The following is a 17,527-nucleotide window of genomic DNA, read 5'->3' on the forward strand; positions in this document are numbered from 1 at the left end:
GGCCTGCACACCGGCCCAACCCTCAACGAAGATCGCCCATGTTTTCCTCTCCCGTTTCACGCCCGCCGCGCATTGCGCCCCGGCGCCCCCTTGCACTGGCCCTGGCGCTGGCCTGCAACGGTCTGGTCGGTGCGCCGGCCATGCTGCTGGCCACCGCCGCCGAAGCGCAAACGACGGCGCAGCCGGCCTCGCCGGCCCCGGGCCAGCGCGCCGTGGCGCCCGGCCCGACCGTGCGCATCCAGCTCCCCGCCCTGCCCTTGCGGGAAGCCTTGCTGCGCTTCGGCCAGCAAGCCGGGATCACCATCATCGGCACCGCCGACCTGGGCAAGGACCACAGCGCGCCCGCGCTGGATGGGCAATACAGGATCGATGAGGGCCTGGACCGGCTGCTGGCCGGCAGCGGCCTGCGCGCCCGCCCCAATGCCAACGGCGAAGGGTATCGACTCGAACCCTTGCCTCCCTCGTCGGACAGCGTCGCCGCCTTGCCTCCGGTCGCGGTGACAGCCGACGGCATGCGGGAAATCGGCACGCTGTCGTTCGACAGCCGTGCCGGCACCAAGACCGATACGCCCCTGGTGGAAACGCCCCAGTCAATCTCCGTCGTCAACCGCGAAATGATGGACATGCTGGGCGCCACCAACTCCGCCGATGCCTTGCGCTATAGCGCGGGCGTGAACATCGGCGGCTATGGCGTCGACAGCCGCGTCGACGAAATCTCCGTACGGGGCTTCCGCACGGGCAGCTTCGCCAACAACCTCTATCTCGATGGCCTGCGCCCGCCGGGCAGCAGCAGCGGCGCCACGGCCTCGGCCACGCAATTCGACGGCTATGGACTGGAACGGGTCGAAGTGCTGCGCGGCCCGTCGTCCGTGCTGTACGGCCAGATCGCGCCGGGCGGCCTGATAAATGTGGTCAGCAAGCATCCCACGGACCATGCGCGCGGCGAGGTCGGCGTCGCCACGGACAACAACGGCCTGGCGCGCTTCAACGGCGATGTCAGCGGCCCCCTCGATGAAGACGGCAAGTGGCTGTATCGCGTGGTCGGCACCGCCTATCACAGCAATACCCAGGTCGACCACGTCGATCTCAATCGCGTGATGATCGCCCCCAGCCTGACATGGCGGCCCTCGTGGCGCACCCAGCTGACGCTGCTGGCCAACTACCAGCAGGATCGCGGCGGCAGCACGTACCAGTTCCTGCCGGCGCATGGCACCTACTACAGCACGCAGTACGGCAAATTCGGCTCCAACCGCTTCCTTGGCGAACCGGGCTTCAACCGCTATGACCGTACGCAATCCTCCCTGGGCTACGAGTTCAGCCATGCGTTCTCCGACAGCGTGAAGTTCAACCAGAAACTGCGCTACATGCGCGTGGACACCGATAACGCCGGGGTCAACCGTTCCGGCGACCTGCTGTCCGATGGCCGCACGCTGCCGCGCACGGCCTCGTCCAACGAGATCCGTTCCGAAGGATTCACGATGGACAACAACGTGCAGTACGACTTCGACCTGGGGCCGACGCGCAATACGCTGCTTACCGGGGTCGACTACCGCACCCAGACCATACGCGTGGCCTCGGCCAGCGGCAAGGCCGGCACGCTGGACGTTTTCGATCCCGTGTACGGCGGCCCGGTCACCATGGGCAAGATGACCCCGTCGCGCCGCGCCGATAGCAACCAGACCGGCCTGTACGCGCAGGACCAGTTGCGCTGGGGCCGCTGGGTCGCCACTTTCGGCCTGCGCCACGACTGGTCCGAGGACAACTCCCTGGTCCGCGCCACCGGCGTGAAGACCCGCTACACGGATGAAGCAACAACCTGGCGCACCGGACTGGTATACCTGTTCGACAACGGTTTCGCGCCGTATGTCAGCTACGCCACGTCCTTCGAGCCGGTCAACGGCGTCGGCTACGGTGGCACGCCCTTCAAGCCGACCAAGGGCAAGCAGGTCGAGGCCGGCATCAAGTTCCAGCCCACCGGCAGCCGCAGCATGGTGACGCTATCCGCCTACGAGATCCGCCAGCAGAACATCCAGACACCGGACCCCGATCCCACGCACCTCTGCGACGGCAGCCAGTGCTACGTGCAGACCGGGGAGGCGCGCGTGCGCGGCCTGGAACTGGAAGGCAACGCGGTGTTGACGGACCAGTGGACCTTGATCGCCTCGGGCACGTTGATGGACAGCAGGGTCACCAAGAGCAACAGCACGGACCTGGGGAATCAATTGCCCCGTGTTCCCAAGCGCACCGTCAATCTGTGGCTGGACTACAAGCTGCCCAACGACATCCTGCCGGGCGTCAGCGTGGGCGCCGGCATGCGACATACCAGCGGCGTGTATGGCGACACTGCCAACCAGTACCACATGGCGGCCGTCACGCTGTGGGACGCGGCCATCCGCTATGACTTGTCGGCGCTGAACCCGGCGCTCAAGGGGCTGCGATTTTCGTTGAACGCCACCAACCTGACGGACAAGGAGTACCTGGCGAGTTGCTCGGGTGTGTCCAGCTGCTACTACGGCGCGCGCCGGTCGGTGACGGCCAACCTCAACTACGCATGGTAGGGGCCCCCCCCCTACCGCGCGGAGCGCGGCCCCCCAGGGGGGCGACACCAGCGGACCGGGGGACCCGGATCCGCGGTGTCCTCGATGGGGCCGAGGTTTTTCTGAAGATTTTCTTGTTGCGCTGCGCGCGCCCCCTCAAGGGGCGGCACCGGCGGACCGGAAGGAAAGACCACCCCAGCGCGCTGCGCGCGCGCCCCTCAAGGGGCGGCACCGGCGGACCGGAAGGAAAGTCCACCCCAGCGCGCTGCGCGCGCGCCCCTCAAGGGGCGGCACCGGCGGACCGGGGGGGCCCGGATCCGCTGTGCCCCGGACGTTGGAGTTCTTTAGTGAGGTTATATGCAGCGCGTTCTGAATACACACGAAGGAGTGATTGCATGTCCATGATTACAGCCACTCGGGCGCGCGCACGCGGCGCCAGCCGGCCGCGGCGCGGCGGTTTCCGGTCCGCGGCCACGGCCGCCGCATCGGCCTTGCTGGTGGCGATGGTCCCCGCCATCGCCGGTGCCGCCGCAACGAGCGCGACGGGCACTCCGGTAGGCGCTCCTCCAGGCGCTCCTGCAGGCGCTCCAGTGGGGGCTTCAGTGGGGGCTTCAGTGGGCGCCCAAGCGGGCGTTCCAGCCCGCCCGCAGGGCACCCATGGCGCGGCGCCGCAAGGCGCCGTCATGCATGGGCGATGGGACGAGCCGGTGGGACCGACGGTGGCGGACCGGCCTTCGGCGGATTACCGATACGAGAAGCACCGGCTGGATTCGGCCGACGGCAAGCGCCATTACCGGATCGAGATCGCCATTCCCCGGCAAGCGGCGCCGGCCGGGGGCCACGCCGCCCTTTACATGCTCGACGGCAACGCGGCCATGGCCACGCTGACGTCCGCCGATCTGCAAGCCATGGGCACCGCGCATCCTCCGGTACTGGTGGCGATAGGCTACGACATCGACACCCGCAACGACGTGGTAGCGCGCGCCTACGACTACACCCCCCCGGTGCGCGACGCGCAAGGCCGAGAGATCCCGGCGCCCGTGGTTCGCGGCCGCGTGGGCGGCGGCGCCGACGTCTTCCTCGATTTCATCGAGACCCAGGTGCGCCCGTTGGCGCGGTCGCGCGCCAGCATCGACCCCGGGCGGGAAATGTTGTGGGGCCACTCCTACGGCGGCCTCTTCACACTACACGTGCTCTACACGCGGCCGCGAGCCTTCAGCGCCTACATCGCCGGCGATCCCTCCGCCTGGTGGCATGACGGAGCCTTGATACAGGAATGGCGCGCCTTCGATCCGGCGCGCGCCAGCGGATTGCGCGTAGCCATCCTCGCCGGCACGAAACCGCGTGCGGACGGCAAGGACCATCCAGGCACCTCGTCGCCTACCACGACAACGACGACAACGACGACAACCCCGGCAACCCCGGGGTCCAGCCCCGACCCGCGCGACGTCGTGGCCGGCATGGCGCAAAAGCTCAGGTCGGCATCCGTCGATGCCACCTACGAAGCATTCCCGCAGTTCGGACACGGCGAAATGATACGCGCGTCGCTGGCGCGCGCCCTCCAAATCGCTTCGGGAGCGACCTCCATCCAGCCGTAACGGTGCCGGCGCCGCATGACGCCCGCCGCGCGTGCAGGCAATGCGCGCCCGGGAGGGAGGGTGTACGCTAGAAGTCCAGCTCCACCAGCTCTGGCGGACTCCCGGAGTACCGACATGCCTACCTCTGCCCTCCCCCTGCCCTTCGTGCGTGCCAGCGCCCTTGGCCTGGCCTTGGCCCTGGCCGGCTGTGCCAGCCCGGACAGCGCCAAGCCCGGCACCTTGCTGTCCGACATGGAAAAACAGTATGGCCCGCCCAGTACGCAATGCCCGGCGCCCAACGGCGGCCAGCGCGTCGTCTGGTCCCAGCAGCCCGAGGGCAGCTACGCCTGGAGCGCCGACATCGATTCCGACGGTCGCGTCGTGCGCGTGGCGCAAGTCCTGAAGGAAGAGTTCTTCAAGAACATACAGCCCGGCTGGAGCCCGGACCAGGTCCGTTGCGTCTTCGGGCCACCGGCGAAGACCAGCGTCACCGGCCTCGGCGAAAAGCGCGAAGAAATCTGGACCTATCGCTATGTGCAGGACCTGCGCTGGCACATGGTGATGTATGTCTACATGGGCCGGGACGGGAAGGGGGTGACGCACTTCCACACGGGCCCCGACGAACGCTACCAGAGAAGCGAATAGCGGTCGCCCCCCCACGAGCGGCGCGCCCCTTCCCGCGACCCCGGGGGCCATCCGTCCCAGTCCCAGTCCCGCTACCAGACCGCGGGGCGCGGATCAATCGCCCGTGAAGGCGAAGCCCATGGTGCGCGCCTCGTAGTACAAGCCTCCGTCCTGCACGATGAGGAAATCGGCGCGGCGCGAACCAGGGTTGTGATGGGAGTGCGGCGCCCCGGCCGGGGTCACCAGCGTGGCCCAGTCGGACCACGGGCAGTCCTGGCCGTCGACGCGCGAATGGCAACCCTCGCCCGCGACGACGAGGGTCAGGGCGGCGGAATTGTGCCGGTGCGAGGCCTGCGCGCAACCCGGCGGCAAGGTGTTCAGCGACAGGGTAAGCGCCGGCATCAGGTTGCGCCGCTGCTGCATCGTCTCGCTGGAGAACACGACCGCCAGCCCCGAGGTCCCCGCGTCCGGCACGCTGCGATGGATGCGGTCGATTTCCGCGGCGATATCCGCGGACCTGAAATGCACCGGCGCGTCGCCGGGACGCGACGGGCGCAGGCCATGATAGGCCAGCAAGGGCTCGTCCGTGACCAGCCACAAGACAGCCGCCCGCGGGCCGCCGGCCCGCAGTATCGCGGCACCCGCCGGCAGGTAGAAGACGTCCCCGCAAGCCCAGTCGAGGACCTCGCCGGCATCGGAGCGCGCCTGCCCGCTACCCGCGATCACGTACCAGATCGACCCGCTGGCGACGAAATCCGCATCCAGGCTGGCGCCCGGCGCAATGCGTGCATAGCGCGCCAGCATGAACGGCGTGGTGGCCGGCCAGGAGCACCCTAGCCGGGCCGATTGGTCGCAGGCAAAAAAACCCGTGGTCGCCGGCCCCGCCGGCCCATCGACGCCCAGCGCGGCAGCGGCTGGCTCGGTGAAGACCCGCGCCGGCACCGGATCCAGGTGTATGTTGAAGGCATTCGCGGAGTTGAAATAGCGTGCCCGTTCCTGCGCCGCATCCGCCGGCATGGCGCAACGTCCCGGCGGCAAGGCCGCCATCGACCGCTCATTTCCAGAACACATATCGCTTCTCCAAGGCATTCACCGTCCCGAAGAACACCAGGCTGATGGCGGACGCCACGAAGATGGCGGCCCATACCTGCACGAAATCGATCTGCAACACCGCCTGGAATATCGTCCATCCCAGACCGCCCGTGGCGCCCAGCATTTCCGTGACGATGGCGACGATCATGGCCCGCACCGTCGACACCCGCATGCCCGCCGCCGTCAGGGGGATGGCCGCCGGCAAGCGCAGGCGCCAGAGGATGGCCGCGCGATCCGCGCCGAAACTGCGCATGAGGTCGACCGCGCGGGGATCGACCCGGTCGAGCCCCGCCAGCGCATGCAGGAAGACGGTAAACCCCACCGCCAGCGCCACCATGACGATCTTGCTTTCCGGCCCCATGCCGAACCACAGCAGGATGAGCGGCGCATAGGCCACCACCGGGACGGAATTCAGCGCGGTGGCGACGGGAAGCACGCTACGCCGCACGGCCGGCAGCATGGCCAGGACAATGGCGAGAAGCAGCCCGGCCAGCGAGCCGGCGGCAAAACCCGCCACGGCTTCCATCACCGTGATGCCCGCCGCTTTCAGCAGCAGGGCGTGCTGCGCCACGATGGCTTGCAGGATGCGCGTCACGCTGGGCAGCACGTAGGCGGGCAGGTCCAGGCCGCGCGCCGCGCTCTCCCACAATACGAACACCCCCGCCAGGCCCAGGACCGCCCGCCGCGCGGTCCGCGTGGGCCAAGGCAAGCCGGAAAAGGAAAGCAGGGGAAAAGACGCTGTCTTCACAGTTCGCTCCTCCAGAACACGGCCTTGTGCTCGACCCATGCCACCAGCCCGTAGAAGGACGTCCCCAGCAGCCCCGCCATCAGGATGGCGGCCCACAAGGCCACGAATTGCTCGTTGTACATGGCTTGCAGCAGAAGCACGCCCAGTCCGGTGGTATCGCCGAACCATTCGCCGGCGATGGCGCCCAGCAGGCTCAACGTACAAGCCAGCCGCAGGGCGACGAAAATCTGCGGCAGCGCCGACGGCAACAGCAAGCGGAACAGCAGCTGGCGGGAGGTGGCGCCGAAGCTGCGCAGCAGGTCCACCTGCCGCCGGTCCACGGCTTCGAGGCCGTTCAAGGTATTTACCGTCACCGGAAAGAACGTGAGATAGAAGGCGATCAGCGCCTTGGCCAGGATGGTGTTGCCGAACCAGAGCACCACGACCGCGCCGAAGGCAATGACGGGAATGGTCTGCGAGATGACGAAAAGTGGAAATATCGTCTCGCGTAAAAGGCGCGAGCGATGGAACAGCACGCCGTTCGCCACGCCCACCAGCGCGCCGGCCGCGTAACCCAGCAAGGTCTCCGACAGCGTCCGCAGGAAGCCCGCCAAATAGGCATCCGGCAATGCCACGATGGCGGCGAGAATGGCCGACAGGCGAGGCAGGTAATAGGGCTGGATGCCGGCGGCCGTGACCACTGCCTCCCACGCCAGGCCGATGATGGCGATCGTCACGACGCCGCGCAGGACGATCGCGGCGGCGCCGCCCCTCGGCGCCCCTTTCTGGCGGGGGGGAGCAAGGGCTGGCGTAGCGGCCTTGGGCATGGCGGACGGAGCTATACGCATGGGAGATCCTCATGCCGCCCGGGGGCGGCCGTCGAAGCGAAACGGATGGCGCCTCACGGCGCGTTACGGCAGGCGATCCGCCACGGGAATGGCCTTCAGGAAGCTGGCGTCAAAGGCTTGCGCGACATCGACAGGCTTGCTCACCACGCCGTTCTTGAGCAGGAAGTCCTCGGCGGCCTGCATGGCGGCCGGATCGATCCAGAACAGGCCCTCCGTCCTGGCCTTGCCCTCCGTCATCAGGCGATAGGCTTCGGTCAGCATGAACTCCTGGTGCGTGCGATCCAGCGTCGGCGCCACCTTCATCACCGCGTCCACCGCTTCCTTGGGATGCTTCATCGCCTCGCGCCAGCCGCGGATGGACGCACGCAGGAAGGCCGTGACCAGCTCGGGCTGCGTTTGCGCCGTCTTGCGCGACACGATGAGCGTATCGCGCGGGAAGGTAATGCCGTAGTCCTCCGCCTTGAAAAGGCGCAACTTGTCCTCGCCCACCCGCTGGCGGATCGTATAGAGCTCGTTGTACCAGGTCGCGGTGATGACATCGACGTCGCCGTTCACGAAAGGCGTGACGCTTACCTGCTGCGGCTGGATGTCGACCTTGGCGCGGTCGATGCCCTTGTTGGCCAGCATGCCGAACAGCACATAGTTGGCGCCGGTGAACCAGGCCGTCACCTTCTTGCCCCGGAAGTCTTCCAGCGTCTTGACCGGACCGTCCTTGCGCGCCACGAAGACAAAAGGCGTAACCTGGTGCGCCACCCCCACCGACACGATGGGCATGCCCTTGTCGATGGCGGCCAGCACGCTGTCCGTGCCGCCGGACAGGCCGAACGTGTCCGCGCCCGTCGCCACCAGGTTCTCGGTGAGCAGATTCGGGCCGCCCGGATTGATGGTGAGGTCTATGCCTTCATCCTTGTAATAGCCCTGGGCCAGCGCGTAGTAGAAACCAGCGAACTGCGTCTGCGGCAGCCATTTCAACCGCAGCGTGGCCTTGACCAGGTCCTTGGCCATGGCCGGCGCGGGTGCCGCGGCCAAGGCCGCGAACAGGGTCGCGGCCCACGCCATCGAGGCCAGCAGGCGTCGTGTATTCCGGATGACGGTCATTATGATTCCCCTTGTCGATAGTCGATTGCGTGCGTGATATGCCGGAGCAAGGCGCGGGTTTCAGAAAGGCCGGGTGCCGGCCACGGTAGTGCGGTGCATGACGCGCCGATACTTGTTGTCGTCGTAGGGCGTGGCGCAATGCATGGTGCAACGGTTATCCCAGATGACGAGATCGCCCTGGCGCCAGCGGTGCCGGTAGACGAAGGCGTCGCTGACGGCATGTTGGTTGAGCTCGGCCAGCAGGGCCTCGCTCTCGGCGGGCGGCAGGCCGTCGATCTGCTTGACGATGTCCTCGCCGACGTACAGGGACAGCCGGCCGGTCTCCGGGTGCGTGCGCACGACGGGATGCACGACGTCCGGCGTGCGCGCCTTTTGTTCGTCGGTCAGGGGCGCCCGGTCCGCGAAGGCCTTGCCGTAGTAGCCGGCATAGGAATGCGTGGCGGTCAGGTTGCGTATCCGCGACTGGGTCGCGGGCGGTAGCGCCTCATAGGCCAGGTGCATGCTGGCGAACAGGGTATCGGCGCCTTCGGGCGGCACTTCCACGGCGTAAAGCAGCGACCCCATGCTCGGTTCGGCGACATACGAGAGATCCGAATGCCAGTTCCAGCCTTCCTTGTGGTTGCCTATCGGCTTGCCGTTCTCCGAGACGTTGGAAAGCACATAGATTTCCGGCAGGCCCGTGGTCAGGAACTGCTTCAGCACGTGGGTCATCAGCGAACCGAAGCGGCGGCTGATCTCGACGTGGCGGGCGTTGCTCAATGACGCGCCGCGCACCAGGATCAGCGAGTGCCGTGGCAGCTCCTGGACCAGCTGGTCGATCGCATCGTCATTGGCGGGGTCGGCGAGATCCAGGCCCAGCACTTCGATGCCGAAGCCGGGATGCAGGGAACGGGTCTTGAGCATGCTTGCACCTTCGTAAGGTTGGTTTTCGTGTTCAGGTCTTGTAGGAGGGGTCGACGCGGTCCAGTTGGCGCAGCAGCGCGGGCCACTCCCGCTCGCCGGCCACCAGGATGTCGCCCTTCTGCTCCCAGAACTGGCGCGCGGCCTTCTCGCAAACGTCCCGACCGGGTTGCAGGATGGGACCCGCGCCACCCGCCGCGGCGGCCTGCATCGACAACTGGATGCGCGCGGCCCGTTCGAAGTAATAGAGCAACATGAAGGCTTCGCCCGGCGTGCGGCCCAGTGTCAGCACGCCGTGGTTGCGCATCAACATGACGCGGTGCTCGCCCAGGTCGGCCACCAGGCGCGCCTGCTCGTCCATGTCGATGGCCACGCCCTCGTAGTCGTGGAAGGCCTGGCGGCGATAGAAACGCATGGCGAACTGCGACAGGGGTAGCAGTCCCTCTCGCTGCGCCGACACCGCGATGCTGGCGTCCGAATGGGTATGCAGCACGCAGGCCGCGTCGCGCTTGGCCTGGTGGATGGCGCCATGGATGACGAAGGCGGCGGCGTTCACTTCGTAGGGGCTGTCGCTGAGCTTGCGTCCCTGCGGATCGATGCGCACCAGGCTGGACGCGGTGATCTCCTCGAACAGCATGCCGTAGGGATTGATGAGGAATTCGTCGTGCGTGCCCGGCACCCGCAGGGAGATGTGGTTGTAGATCAGGTCATCGAGCTTCAGGTTGGCGACCAGCCGGTAGCAGGCGGCCAGGGACACGCGCGCATCCCATTCCGCCCGCGGCATGCCGGCGGGACAGTCCGTCGGCGCAACGGCCGCGGGCGTGTGGAAGGGTGCCGTCATCATGCCTGCCCTCCCGGCGCGCCGCTGGCGCGGAAGGACTTCATGCTCTCTTCCTCGATCGCGTCCAGCAGGGTGCGCTTGAGCGCGATGAACTCCGGCGCGGTGACGATATCGGCGCGGCGCGGACGCGGCAGATCGACCTTCTGCTCGATCTTGACGCGGCCGGGACGCGCGGCCATCACCAGGACGCGATCGCCGAGGAATACCGCCTCGTCCACGTCGTGCGTAATGAACAATATGGTGCGGCGGTGTTTCTGCCAGACGTCGAGCAACCAGCGCTGCATCATGCTGCGGGTCAACGCGTCGAGCGCGCCGAAAGGTTCATCCAGCAACATAAGGTCCCGCTTGAACATGAAGGTGCGCATCAGCGCCACGCGCTGCCGCATGCCGCCGGACAGCTGGTGCGGGTACTGGTTCTCGAACCCGGCCAGGCCGAACTCGGGCAGCATCTCCAGCGCCTGGCGGCGGGCGTCCGCGCGCCGCACGCCTTCCAGTTCAACGGCCAGGATGGCGTTGTCGATCACCGTACGCCACGGCAGCAGCAGGTCGCGCTGCGGCATGAAGGACACCTTGCCCAACAGGTCGGCCGCGCGGCAAGGCTTGCCGAGGAAGCGCATGCTGCCGCCGGGATCCGGCTCTTCCAGCCCGGCGACGATGTTGAAAAGCGTGCTTTTGCCGCAGCCGCTGGGGCCGACCACGGTAACGAACTCCCCCGGCGCGATGTCGACGCCCAGGCCGTGGAGCGCCTGGGTAGCGCCGAAAGTCTTGGAAATGCCGTCCAGGCTGAGCAGGGCGCCCGCCGCGCCGGCATTGCGGGCGTTCGTGCCGGCGTTCGTACCGGCGTGCGTGCCGGCGTTCACGGCGGCCGGGGCCGCGGCGAGGGTGGCCGCGTTTGCGCTCGGCGCCGCCGTGCCGGCGGCCTCCCCCATCCGGGTCATGGCGAACATCATCGTTTTTCCTCTCGCGACAGCACATGGACGGCCGGTGGCCGCAACGGATCCAGGTCGAAAACGGAGGCGGGCATCATGGCTGTCCTGTCGACATGGCCAGCTCGGCCAGGACATCCGCGAGCACGCAGGCCCCGGCATACAGATCGGCGGGCTCGGTGAATTCCGCCTCGTTATGGGTAACGCCGTCGCGGCTGGGAACGAACAGCATGGCGGACGGACAGATGGGGTGCAGATAGCGCGCATCGTGCCCTGCCGCGGAAAGCAGGTCGCGGTGCGCCAGGCCCAGGCGGTCGGCCGCCGCTCGCAAGCGCGCGCGCATGGCCGCGGGAAATGCCAGGGAATCGGCCGCGGACAGCCGCGACACCTCCACTTCGCATGGCCCCGCGGCGGCCTCGCAAGCGGGCGCCACCAGCGCCGACAATCGCCGCAGTTCCTGGCTGTCCGGATGGCGCAGGTCGACGGAAAAGATCACCTGGCTGGCCACCACCGACGGCGCGCTGGGCGTCACATCGAAGCGGCCGACCGTGAATTTCGTGACATCGGCCTCGTCATGCAAGACGCGCGCAAGGGCCTGCACCATGGCCGTGGCCGCCAGCAGCGCATCGCGCCGCTCGGCGCGCGTGGACGTGCCCGCGTGCGCGGCCTCTCCACGCACGGTCACGCGAAACGTGTGCTTGCCCTGGATGCCGCTGACGATGCCGATCGGACAATGGGCCCGCTCCAGCTCCGGCCCCTGCTCGATATGCGCTTCCACGTAGGCGTAGGGCGTGCCGCCAAGAGGCCTCGTGGCAATGCCCGGCAGGGCCGCGGCGGTGCTTGCCAGCGCCGCTTCCACCGAAATGCCGGCCTGGTCCCGCACGGGCAGGATATCGGCCAGCGCGCGAGCGCCGCCATAAACCGCCGCGCCCATCATGCCGGGGGCGAAACGCGAGCCCTCTTCATTCATCCACGCCACGATCTCCACGGGCCGGCGCGGCGCAAGCCCGGTCTCCTGCATGGCCTGGACGGCCTCCAGCGCCGCGATCACGCCAAAGACACCGTCATAGCGGCCGCCGGTGGGCTGGCTGTCCAGGTGGGATCCCGATACCAGCGGCGCACCGGCGCCCGCCTCCCATCGCAGGAAGAAATTGCCGGCGGCGTCGCGCGTTGCCCGCAGCCCCAAGGACGCCCCCCACTGCGCCATCAGCGCCTGCGCGGCCGCATCCTCGGCGGACAAGGCCGCACGATCGACGCCGCCCGACACGGTTGCGCCGATACGGGCCATTTCCATGAGGCGGCCGACCAGGCGTTGCTGGCTGACGCGGCGGGATGGCAGTTCGTTCGAGCGCAGTTCGTTCGAAGGCTGTTCGGTCATAAGGGACGACGCTCCTGCAAGGACGGCCGCACTCATTGCGTCTTCATGATCTCTGCGGGCGCGGACCGGGGATCGCGCGGCAGCCACTTCCCCTGCTCCACCGTCGCCAGGAAATCGCCGACGAACTGGTTGAACAGGCCCGGTTCCTCGATATTCAAGGTGTGTCCCGCCTTCGGCAGCACCAGCAGGCCGCTGGCCGGCACGGTCCGCTTGAGAAACAGCCCCGGCTGCAGGCAATGATCGTCCTCGTCGCCAACGATGACGAGGGTGGGCACGGCCATCCGCTTCAGCTCGTCTTCCAGGTCATAGAGCGAAGGCCGCCGCGCCTGCACGCCGCGCATGGTGTTGGCCGAACCGGTGGCGTCGTGCTGGCCCAGCTGCGCGGCGAACTCGGCCCAGCCGCGCGGATCCTTCAGCTGGAATGCGATGCGCGACGCCGCCGTGGCATAGACGCCGGCGAACGCGGGCGCGCCCATTTCCTCGAACTTGCGCGCGACTTCCAGCGAAACGCCGCGAAAATAGTCTTCATACTGTTTTTCCGCGCCATAGCCGGCGCCGGCCACCACCAGCGACAATGCGCGAGCGGCATGGCGCAGGCCGAAATGCAGGGTAGCGAAACCGCCCATGGACAGGCCCACCACATGCGCGCGATCCACGCCCAGGCCGTCCAGTACATCGACCATGTCGTTGACGGCGATCTCCTGCGAATAGCGGTCCGCGTCGGCCGGCACGTCCGACGGCGGGTACCCGCGCGCGCTGAATGTGATGCAGCGATAGCGGCGGGCGAAGAATCGCATCTGCGGTTCCCAGCTGCGCCAGTCTCCGCCGAACTCGTGCACGAACAGCAGGGGCGTCCCGCTACCGCACTCCTCGTAGTACAGCTTGATGCCGTCGCGCGTGGTGATGGTAGGCATGGCTTGCATATCCTCGTATCGTTGCCGGCGCGGTGGGCGGCGCCGGCCTGGCTGACGTTGCGGCTAGAACAGGGCGACCGGGTCCGGGTGCTTGCGGGCGTGCTCGACCATGGCCGGCAGCAGCTCGCAACAGCGGTCGGCCCATGCCTCCGGCACGGTCAGGCTGATCTTCACGAAACGGTCGCCGAAACGCTTGGTGTGGTAGGTGCCCTGGCGGATCATCACGCCCTCGGTCTGGTAGGACGCCACCAGCGCCTCCGGCCTCACCCCCGCGTCCCCCGTCTCCACGATCAACAGGTTGGCCTGGGAGGGATAGACGGGCAGGCGCAGGCCGTCCACCCGTGCAACGGCCTCGGCCAGCGCGGCCTGGTTGCGCCGCAAGCGCCGCTTGACCTCGGGAAACCATTCGGCCTTGGTCTTCAACCCGGCAATGGCCGCCCTCTGCGACAGCACATTGCTGCCCAGGTTGTTGGGCGGCGCGCTGGCCAGCCGTTCGATGATGTCGGCGTTGGAAATCACCGCGCCCAGACGCATGCCCGCCAGCCCCAGCCACTTGGAAAAGCTGTAGGTCATCACCGTCTTTTCAGGATAGAAGCGCCAGGCCGGCGTGAAGTCGTCGGCGAATTGCGAGTACGTGGCGTCGTGGATGAGATAGGCGCCCACCGAGCGGGCGATCTCGGCGATCTCCCGTATCTCCGCTTCGGTATGGCAGGTGCCCAAGGGGTTGTTGGGGTCGACCAGGTAGATCACGCCGGTGTCCGGCCCCACGGCCGCCCGTAATTGCGCGGCGGTCAGCTTGTACCCTTGCGCCGCATCGTAGATCGGCAATTCGACGACGTTGGCGCCGGCCTGCCGCGCGAACGCCATCGGCCAGGCCCAGCTGGGATCGGTGGTGACGAAGTCCTTGCCCGGTTCACAAACATGGCGGCAGACGTTGTAGAGCGCTTCCACCGCCCCATCGGTCACGAAGGCGCAGGCCTGCGGCACCCCGGCGTCGCGCACGATCAACTGACGCAGCTCCTCGAAGCCGGCCGGCGGCGCATAGGCGTGGTAGTCGCCGCGCGCCAGGGCCTGGGTCACCGCGTCGACGACGGCGGGATGGGGGTCGAAATGGTTGGTGTTCTGGCCCAGCCACATCAGGCCCGGCGTATTGCAGAGCCGGTCGAAGTAGGCGTTGCGTTGTTCGAAGTTGCGCATGGCGTTCCCGTCGATCAGATGATGGAGCGGCGCGAGGCGATGCCGCCGTCGATGGTCACGATCGTGCCGGTGATGTAGGCCGCGCGCGCGGACGCCAGGTACACGATGAGATCGGCGACCTCCTCCGGGCTGGCCGGCCGCTTGGCGGGGTACTTGTCGAACAGCTCTTCCCAGCGGCCCTCATCGCCATACCAGTCCAGCGCGCGCCGCTTCATCAGCTTGACCATGCGATCCGTGGCGACGGGCCCGGGGTTGACCCCCACCACGCGGATGCCGTCGTCCAGGCTGCGTCCGCCCACGCCCCGCGTGAAGGCCATCATCGCGGCATTGCCGGTGGTGCCGACGATGTAGTTGGCGTCCCAGTTCTCGCCCGAGTTGCCGATGTCGTTGACGATGACGCCGTGTCCGCGCGCCTTCATGCGCGCATAGATCTCACGGGTGAGGGTCACGTAGGAAAAGATCTTCATGTCCAGGCTGTCGCGCCAGGCCTGGTCCGGCAACTGGTCCAGCGGACCCGGCGTGGAGTCGGCCGCGTTGTTGACCAGGATGTCGGCGTCGCCGCAGCGGTCCGCCAGCGCCAGGACATTGGCGGTGACCGAGAGATCCAGGGCATGGACCTGCACCTCGACGCCGTACTCGGCCGAGAGCGTCGCCTTGGCCGCAGCCAGTCCGTCGGCCGAACGCGCGGCCAGGTACAGGCGGGACACGCCCTCCCGGGCAAAGCTGTGCGCGGTCGCCAGGCCTATGCCTTTCGAAGCGCCCGTGATCAACGCCGACTTGCCGTTCAAACCGAGATCCATCGCTACCTATCCTTGAGTTGGGTTCCGGGCCGAATCATGTATGCGAGATTAATGTATGCAAGATTCGAATCAGATTTGCCTTAAGCGGGCGTCACAGCTTTCATTTCTGGGCTCGACACCGGGCGCATGGATTTTCAAAAGCAACATCCATGCCAACTTCTTCTGCCGGGACCCGCATGAATACTGGACTTTCCCTGCCCCAACCCAGGGCGTAACGTGGTGCAAGGGTGGTGCAAGGCCGCCACGTTTTTGTGCATACAAGATTATTTAACTTGCATACATTAAGCGCTAAAATGACTTGGCGCCTGCCTTGGGCGACTATCCTTCCTCGACGACGAGCCTTCCGTGTCTTCCGCTCCATCTTCCGTAACGACATCGCGCGGCGCCAGCCGCGCCGCCCAGGTCCAGCAGATCCTGGAAAGCGAAATCCTTGCTGGCACGCTCGGGCCGGGCGCGCGCCTGGACGAAATGGAGTTGGCCGAACGGTTCCAGGTCTCGCGCACGCCGGTGCGGGAAGCGCTGCGCCATCTGGCCTCGACGGGATTGATCCAGATCCGCACGCGGCAGCCGGCCCTCGTGGTGGCGCTATCGGCCACCCGCCTGATCGAGATGTTCCAGGTCATGGCGGAACTGGAGGGTTTGTGCGCGCGCCTGGCGGCACGCCGCATCAACGCGGCGCAATTGGCGCAATTGAGCCGCTACCAGGAAGAGCTGGCAGCGCTGGCCGGCACGGATGAAGTGGAAGCGTTCTATGAGATCAACCGGCGCTTCCATGAATTGATCTATGAAGCGTCGCAGAATGCATTCCTGGCGGAGCAGACACGCACGTTGCGCAACCGCATCGGCCTCTATCGCAAGATGGTGACGCAAAAGCCCAGTCGCCGCGCCGATACGCTGACCGAACACGCGGCCGTGCTGCGCGCGCTGGCCACCGGCGACGAGGAAGGCGCCGGCGCGGCCATGCGCGGCCATGTGAACCTGCTGGGGGAAAAGCTGCTGGACTTCATCGCGCTGTTCCCCAAGGCGCAGTAACAGTAACGGCCCGCGCCGCGGGCGTCCCGCCTAGCTGCGCGCCAGTTGCGGCATCGGCGGCAGGTTGATGCCGCCGTTGCGATACGCGTCCAGGAACAGACGCAGTTCGTCCTGCGGCATGCCCAGGGCGATCAGCGATTTCAAGAGGCGCCGCACATCGGGCTGGGCGGCCTGCGCGGCCGTCAGGCGATAGCGGCTGAGCTCCCAGTCGACGATCGCCACGGCCGGCCGCGGGCCGGAAAAGTCGACGAAGACTTCCTTGGGATACAGATGGCCATGCTTGCGCCGGGCGCGGTGCAGGGCTATCAGCGCGCCGGCGACCGCGCGCAAGGCCTCGGCGCGCTGTTCACAGGACCAGAGGTTTTCGGCGTAGGCCCGCTCCAGGCTGACGTAGCCTTGCAGGCCGCGCGTCACCAGGATCGATTCCCAGCCCGCCTCGCTCTTGCGCATCTCGAAGAAGACCAAGGGCGCGGTGGGCACGCCTATGCTCTGGCAGAAACGCATGCTCTGCCATTCGCGCAACAGCGTGGGGCGCCCCGTTGGGTAGCGGACGCTGCGGAAAAGATGATTGCGCTGGCGCTTGACGTAATAGCAACCGCCCGCCTCCGGCACAAGCACCCGCTGGACGCCGCTGAAACCGCCGCGCCGATTGTTGGGCTCTTCCACCCACTCGCCCTGTACTGACCACCAAAAACTCGATTCTTGCGGACGCATTGTCCGACACCTCTGTTCGCCGGGGGCGCGAACCATGCCGCACCACTCCATCCACTACCTGGCGCACCGGCGGGATTGCCAGGCCGTTGCGGTTATGTTGTTCGATGCCTTAACAAAAATGGCCAAACTGTTGCGAGCTTACAAACTTCAGAGGCCTCAGTAAAATTTTCGTCAAATATGGGAAATTTTGTGCCCGAATAACAACATTTTCGGCCTGACGAAGTCACACACAATTTTTCCCTTGGACGTGTTCCGGACTTCCCGGAAGATGGTGGCATTCTGAAGACCGGACCGGGACGCAGGCCGCGCGTCCGGGACGGTG

At 67.1% G+C, this 17,527-nt stretch carries 16 protein-coding genes; 4 read left to right on the forward strand and 12 right to left on the reverse strand.

Annotated features, from left to right (window positions below):
• Positions 1 to 38 precede the first annotated feature (38 nt).
• The 3 genes from C7R54_RS21850 (at position 39) to C7R54_RS21865 (ending at position 4,759) form a co-directional block, all read left to right on the forward strand.
• Positions 39 to 2,558 carry a TonB-dependent siderophore receptor gene (locus C7R54_RS21850; RefSeq protein ID WP_129152557.1) on the forward strand — a complete coding sequence of 840 codons (2,520 nt, stop codon included), beginning with the start codon at positions 39 to 41 and terminating at the stop codon, positions 2,556 to 2,558.
• 662 nt (positions 2,559 to 3,220) lie between these two features.
• Positions 3,221 to 4,135 carry an alpha/beta hydrolase gene (locus tag C7R54_RS21860; RefSeq protein ID WP_129152559.1) on the forward strand — a complete coding sequence of 305 codons (915 nt, stop codon included), beginning with the start codon at positions 3,221 to 3,223 and terminating at the stop codon, positions 4,133 to 4,135.
• A gap of 114 nt (positions 4,136 to 4,249) precedes the next feature.
• Complete coding sequence (locus C7R54_RS21865) at positions 4,250 to 4,759, forward strand: hypothetical protein (RefSeq protein WP_129152560.1); 510 nt, start codon at positions 4,250 to 4,252, stop codon at positions 4,757 to 4,759.
• A 93-nt stretch (positions 4,760 to 4,852) separates the two neighbouring features.
• Here the strand turns inward: C7R54_RS21865 and C7R54_RS21870 are convergent, their stop codons facing one another.
• From C7R54_RS21870 to C7R54_RS21920, 11 genes are all read right to left on the reverse strand, one after another.
• The gene (locus C7R54_RS21870) at positions 4,853 to 5,809 is read right to left on the reverse strand and encodes a cupin domain-containing protein (RefSeq protein WP_129152561.1); all 957 of its coding nucleotides are present in this window, start codon (positions 5,807 to 5,809) and stop codon (positions 4,853 to 4,855) included.
• Positions 5,793 to 6,578: an ABC transporter permease gene (locus C7R54_RS21875; RefSeq protein WP_204524374.1), complete on the reverse strand. Its 786-nt coding sequence runs from the start codon at positions 6,576 to 6,578 to the stop codon at positions 5,793 to 5,795. The genes C7R54_RS21870 and C7R54_RS21875 overlap by 17 nt, the downstream gene beginning before the upstream one ends.
• Positions 6,575 to 7,405 carry an ABC transporter permease gene (locus C7R54_RS21880; protein ID WP_204524375.1) on the reverse strand — a complete coding sequence of 277 codons (831 nt, stop codon included), beginning with the start codon at positions 7,403 to 7,405 and terminating at the stop codon, positions 6,575 to 6,577. The genes C7R54_RS21875 and C7R54_RS21880 overlap by 4 nt, the downstream gene beginning before the upstream one ends.
• A gap of 63 nt (positions 7,406 to 7,468) precedes the next feature.
• Complete coding sequence (locus tag C7R54_RS21885) at positions 7,469 to 8,503, reverse strand: ABC transporter substrate-binding protein (protein WP_204524376.1); 1,035 nt, start codon at positions 8,501 to 8,503, stop codon at positions 7,469 to 7,471.
• A 60-nt stretch (positions 8,504 to 8,563) separates the two neighbouring features.
• Positions 8,564 to 9,406, reverse strand: coding sequence for a TauD/TfdA dioxygenase family protein (locus tag C7R54_RS21890; protein WP_129152563.1), 843 nt, complete (start codon positions 9,404 to 9,406; stop codon positions 8,564 to 8,566).
• Positions 9,407 to 9,437: 31 nt separating this feature from the next.
• Positions 9,438 to 10,247, reverse strand: coding sequence for a class II aldolase/adducin family protein (locus tag C7R54_RS21895; protein ID WP_275669703.1), 810 nt, complete (start codon positions 10,245 to 10,247; stop codon positions 9,438 to 9,440).
• Entirely contained in the window at positions 10,244 to 11,194 is a 951-nt protein-coding gene (locus C7R54_RS21900; protein ID WP_240039654.1) for an ABC transporter ATP-binding protein, read from the reverse strand. Before C7R54_RS21900 ends, C7R54_RS21895 begins: the two co-directional genes overlap by 4 nt.
• 73 nt (positions 11,195 to 11,267) lie before the next feature.
• A complete protein-coding gene (locus C7R54_RS21905) occupies positions 11,268 to 12,548 on the reverse strand; it encodes a hydantoinase/carbamoylase family amidase (protein ID WP_240039655.1) in 1,281 nt (426 codons plus the stop codon).
• 32 nt (positions 12,549 to 12,580) lie between these two features.
• Positions 12,581 to 13,462, reverse strand: a complete 882-nt coding sequence (locus tag C7R54_RS21910) for an alpha/beta fold hydrolase (protein WP_129152565.1) — start codon at positions 13,460 to 13,462, stop codon at positions 12,581 to 12,583.
• A gap of 63 nt (positions 13,463 to 13,525) precedes the next feature.
• A complete protein-coding gene (locus C7R54_RS21915; RefSeq protein ID WP_129152566.1) occupies positions 13,526 to 14,659 on the reverse strand; it encodes a pyridoxal phosphate-dependent aminotransferase in 1,134 nt (377 codons plus the stop codon).
• Between the two features lie 14 nt (positions 14,660 to 14,673).
• Complete coding sequence (locus tag C7R54_RS21920) at positions 14,674 to 15,459, reverse strand: SDR family oxidoreductase (RefSeq protein ID WP_129152567.1); 786 nt, start codon at positions 15,457 to 15,459, stop codon at positions 14,674 to 14,676.
• Between the two features lie 345 nt (positions 15,460 to 15,804).
• Here C7R54_RS21920 and C7R54_RS21925 point away from each other — a divergent pair, with 345 nt between their 5' ends.
• Positions 15,805 to 16,491 carry a GntR family transcriptional regulator gene (locus C7R54_RS21925; RefSeq protein ID WP_240039656.1) on the forward strand — a complete coding sequence of 229 codons (687 nt, stop codon included), beginning with the start codon at positions 15,805 to 15,807 and terminating at the stop codon, positions 16,489 to 16,491.
• 30 nt (positions 16,492 to 16,521) lie between these two features.
• Here C7R54_RS21925 and C7R54_RS21930 read toward each other — a convergent pair whose 3' ends face one another.
• Entirely contained in the window at positions 16,522 to 17,205 is a 684-nt protein-coding gene (locus C7R54_RS21930; RefSeq protein ID WP_158021257.1) for a lipopolysaccharide kinase InaA family protein, read from the reverse strand.
• Positions 17,206 to 17,527 lie beyond the last annotated feature (322 nt).

The organism is Achromobacter aloeverae, from assembly GCF_004121055.1.
In the GTDB taxonomy this organism is placed as follows: Bacteria; Pseudomonadota; Gammaproteobacteria; order Burkholderiales; family Burkholderiaceae_B; genus Bordetella_C; species Bordetella_C aloeverae.

What these genes read in the sequence shown, in the direction of transcription:
- C7R54_RS21850 (WP_129152557.1), top strand. Translation starts at nt 39, where the DNA reads ATGTTTTCCTCTCCCGTTTCACGCCCGCCGCGCATTGCGCCCCGGCGC.
- C7R54_RS21915 (WP_129152566.1), bottom strand. Translation starts at nt 14,659, where the DNA reads ATGCGCAACTTCGAACAACGCAACGCCTACTTCGACCGGCTCTGCAAT.
- C7R54_RS21860 (WP_129152559.1), top strand. Translation starts at nt 3,221, where the DNA reads ATGCATGGGCGATGGGACGAGCCGGTGGGACCGACGGTGGCGGACCGG.
- C7R54_RS21890 (WP_129152563.1), bottom strand. Translation starts at nt 9,406, where the DNA reads ATGCTCAAGACCCGTTCCCTGCATCCCGGCTTCGGCATCGAAGTGCTG.
- C7R54_RS21900 (WP_240039654.1), bottom strand. Translation starts at nt 11,194, where the DNA reads ATGATGTTCGCCATGACCCGGATGGGGGAGGCCGCCGGCACGGCGGCG.
- C7R54_RS21880 (WP_204524375.1), bottom strand. Translation starts at nt 7,405, where the DNA reads ATGCGTATAGCTCCGTCCGCCATGCCCAAGGCCGCTACGCCAGCCCTT.
- C7R54_RS21920 (WP_129152567.1), bottom strand. Translation starts at nt 15,459, where the DNA reads ATGGATCTCGGTTTGAACGGCAAGTCGGCGTTGATCACGGGCGCTTCG.
- C7R54_RS21865 (WP_129152560.1), top strand. Translation starts at nt 4,250, where the DNA reads ATGCCTACCTCTGCCCTCCCCCTGCCCTTCGTGCGTGCCAGCGCCCTT.
- C7R54_RS21885 (WP_204524376.1), bottom strand. Translation starts at nt 8,503, where the DNA reads ATGACCGTCATCCGGAATACACGACGCCTGCTGGCCTCGATGGCGTGG.
- C7R54_RS21905 (WP_240039655.1), bottom strand. Translation starts at nt 12,548, where the DNA reads ATGACCGAACAGCCTTCGAACGAACTGCGCTCGAACGAACTGCCATCC.
- C7R54_RS21930 (WP_158021257.1), bottom strand. Translation starts at nt 17,205, where the DNA reads ATGCGTCCGCAAGAATCGAGTTTTTGGTGGTCAGTACAGGGCGAGTGG.
- C7R54_RS21895 (WP_275669703.1), bottom strand. Translation starts at nt 10,247, where the DNA reads ATGATGACGGCACCCTTCCACACGCCCGCGGCCGTTGCGCCGACGGAC.
- C7R54_RS21910 (WP_129152565.1), bottom strand. Translation starts at nt 13,462, where the DNA reads ATGCCTACCATCACCACGCGCGACGGCATCAAGCTGTACTACGAGGAG.
- C7R54_RS21870 (WP_129152561.1), bottom strand. Translation starts at nt 5,809, where the DNA reads ATGTGTTCTGGAAATGAGCGGTCGATGGCGGCCTTGCCGCCGGGACGT.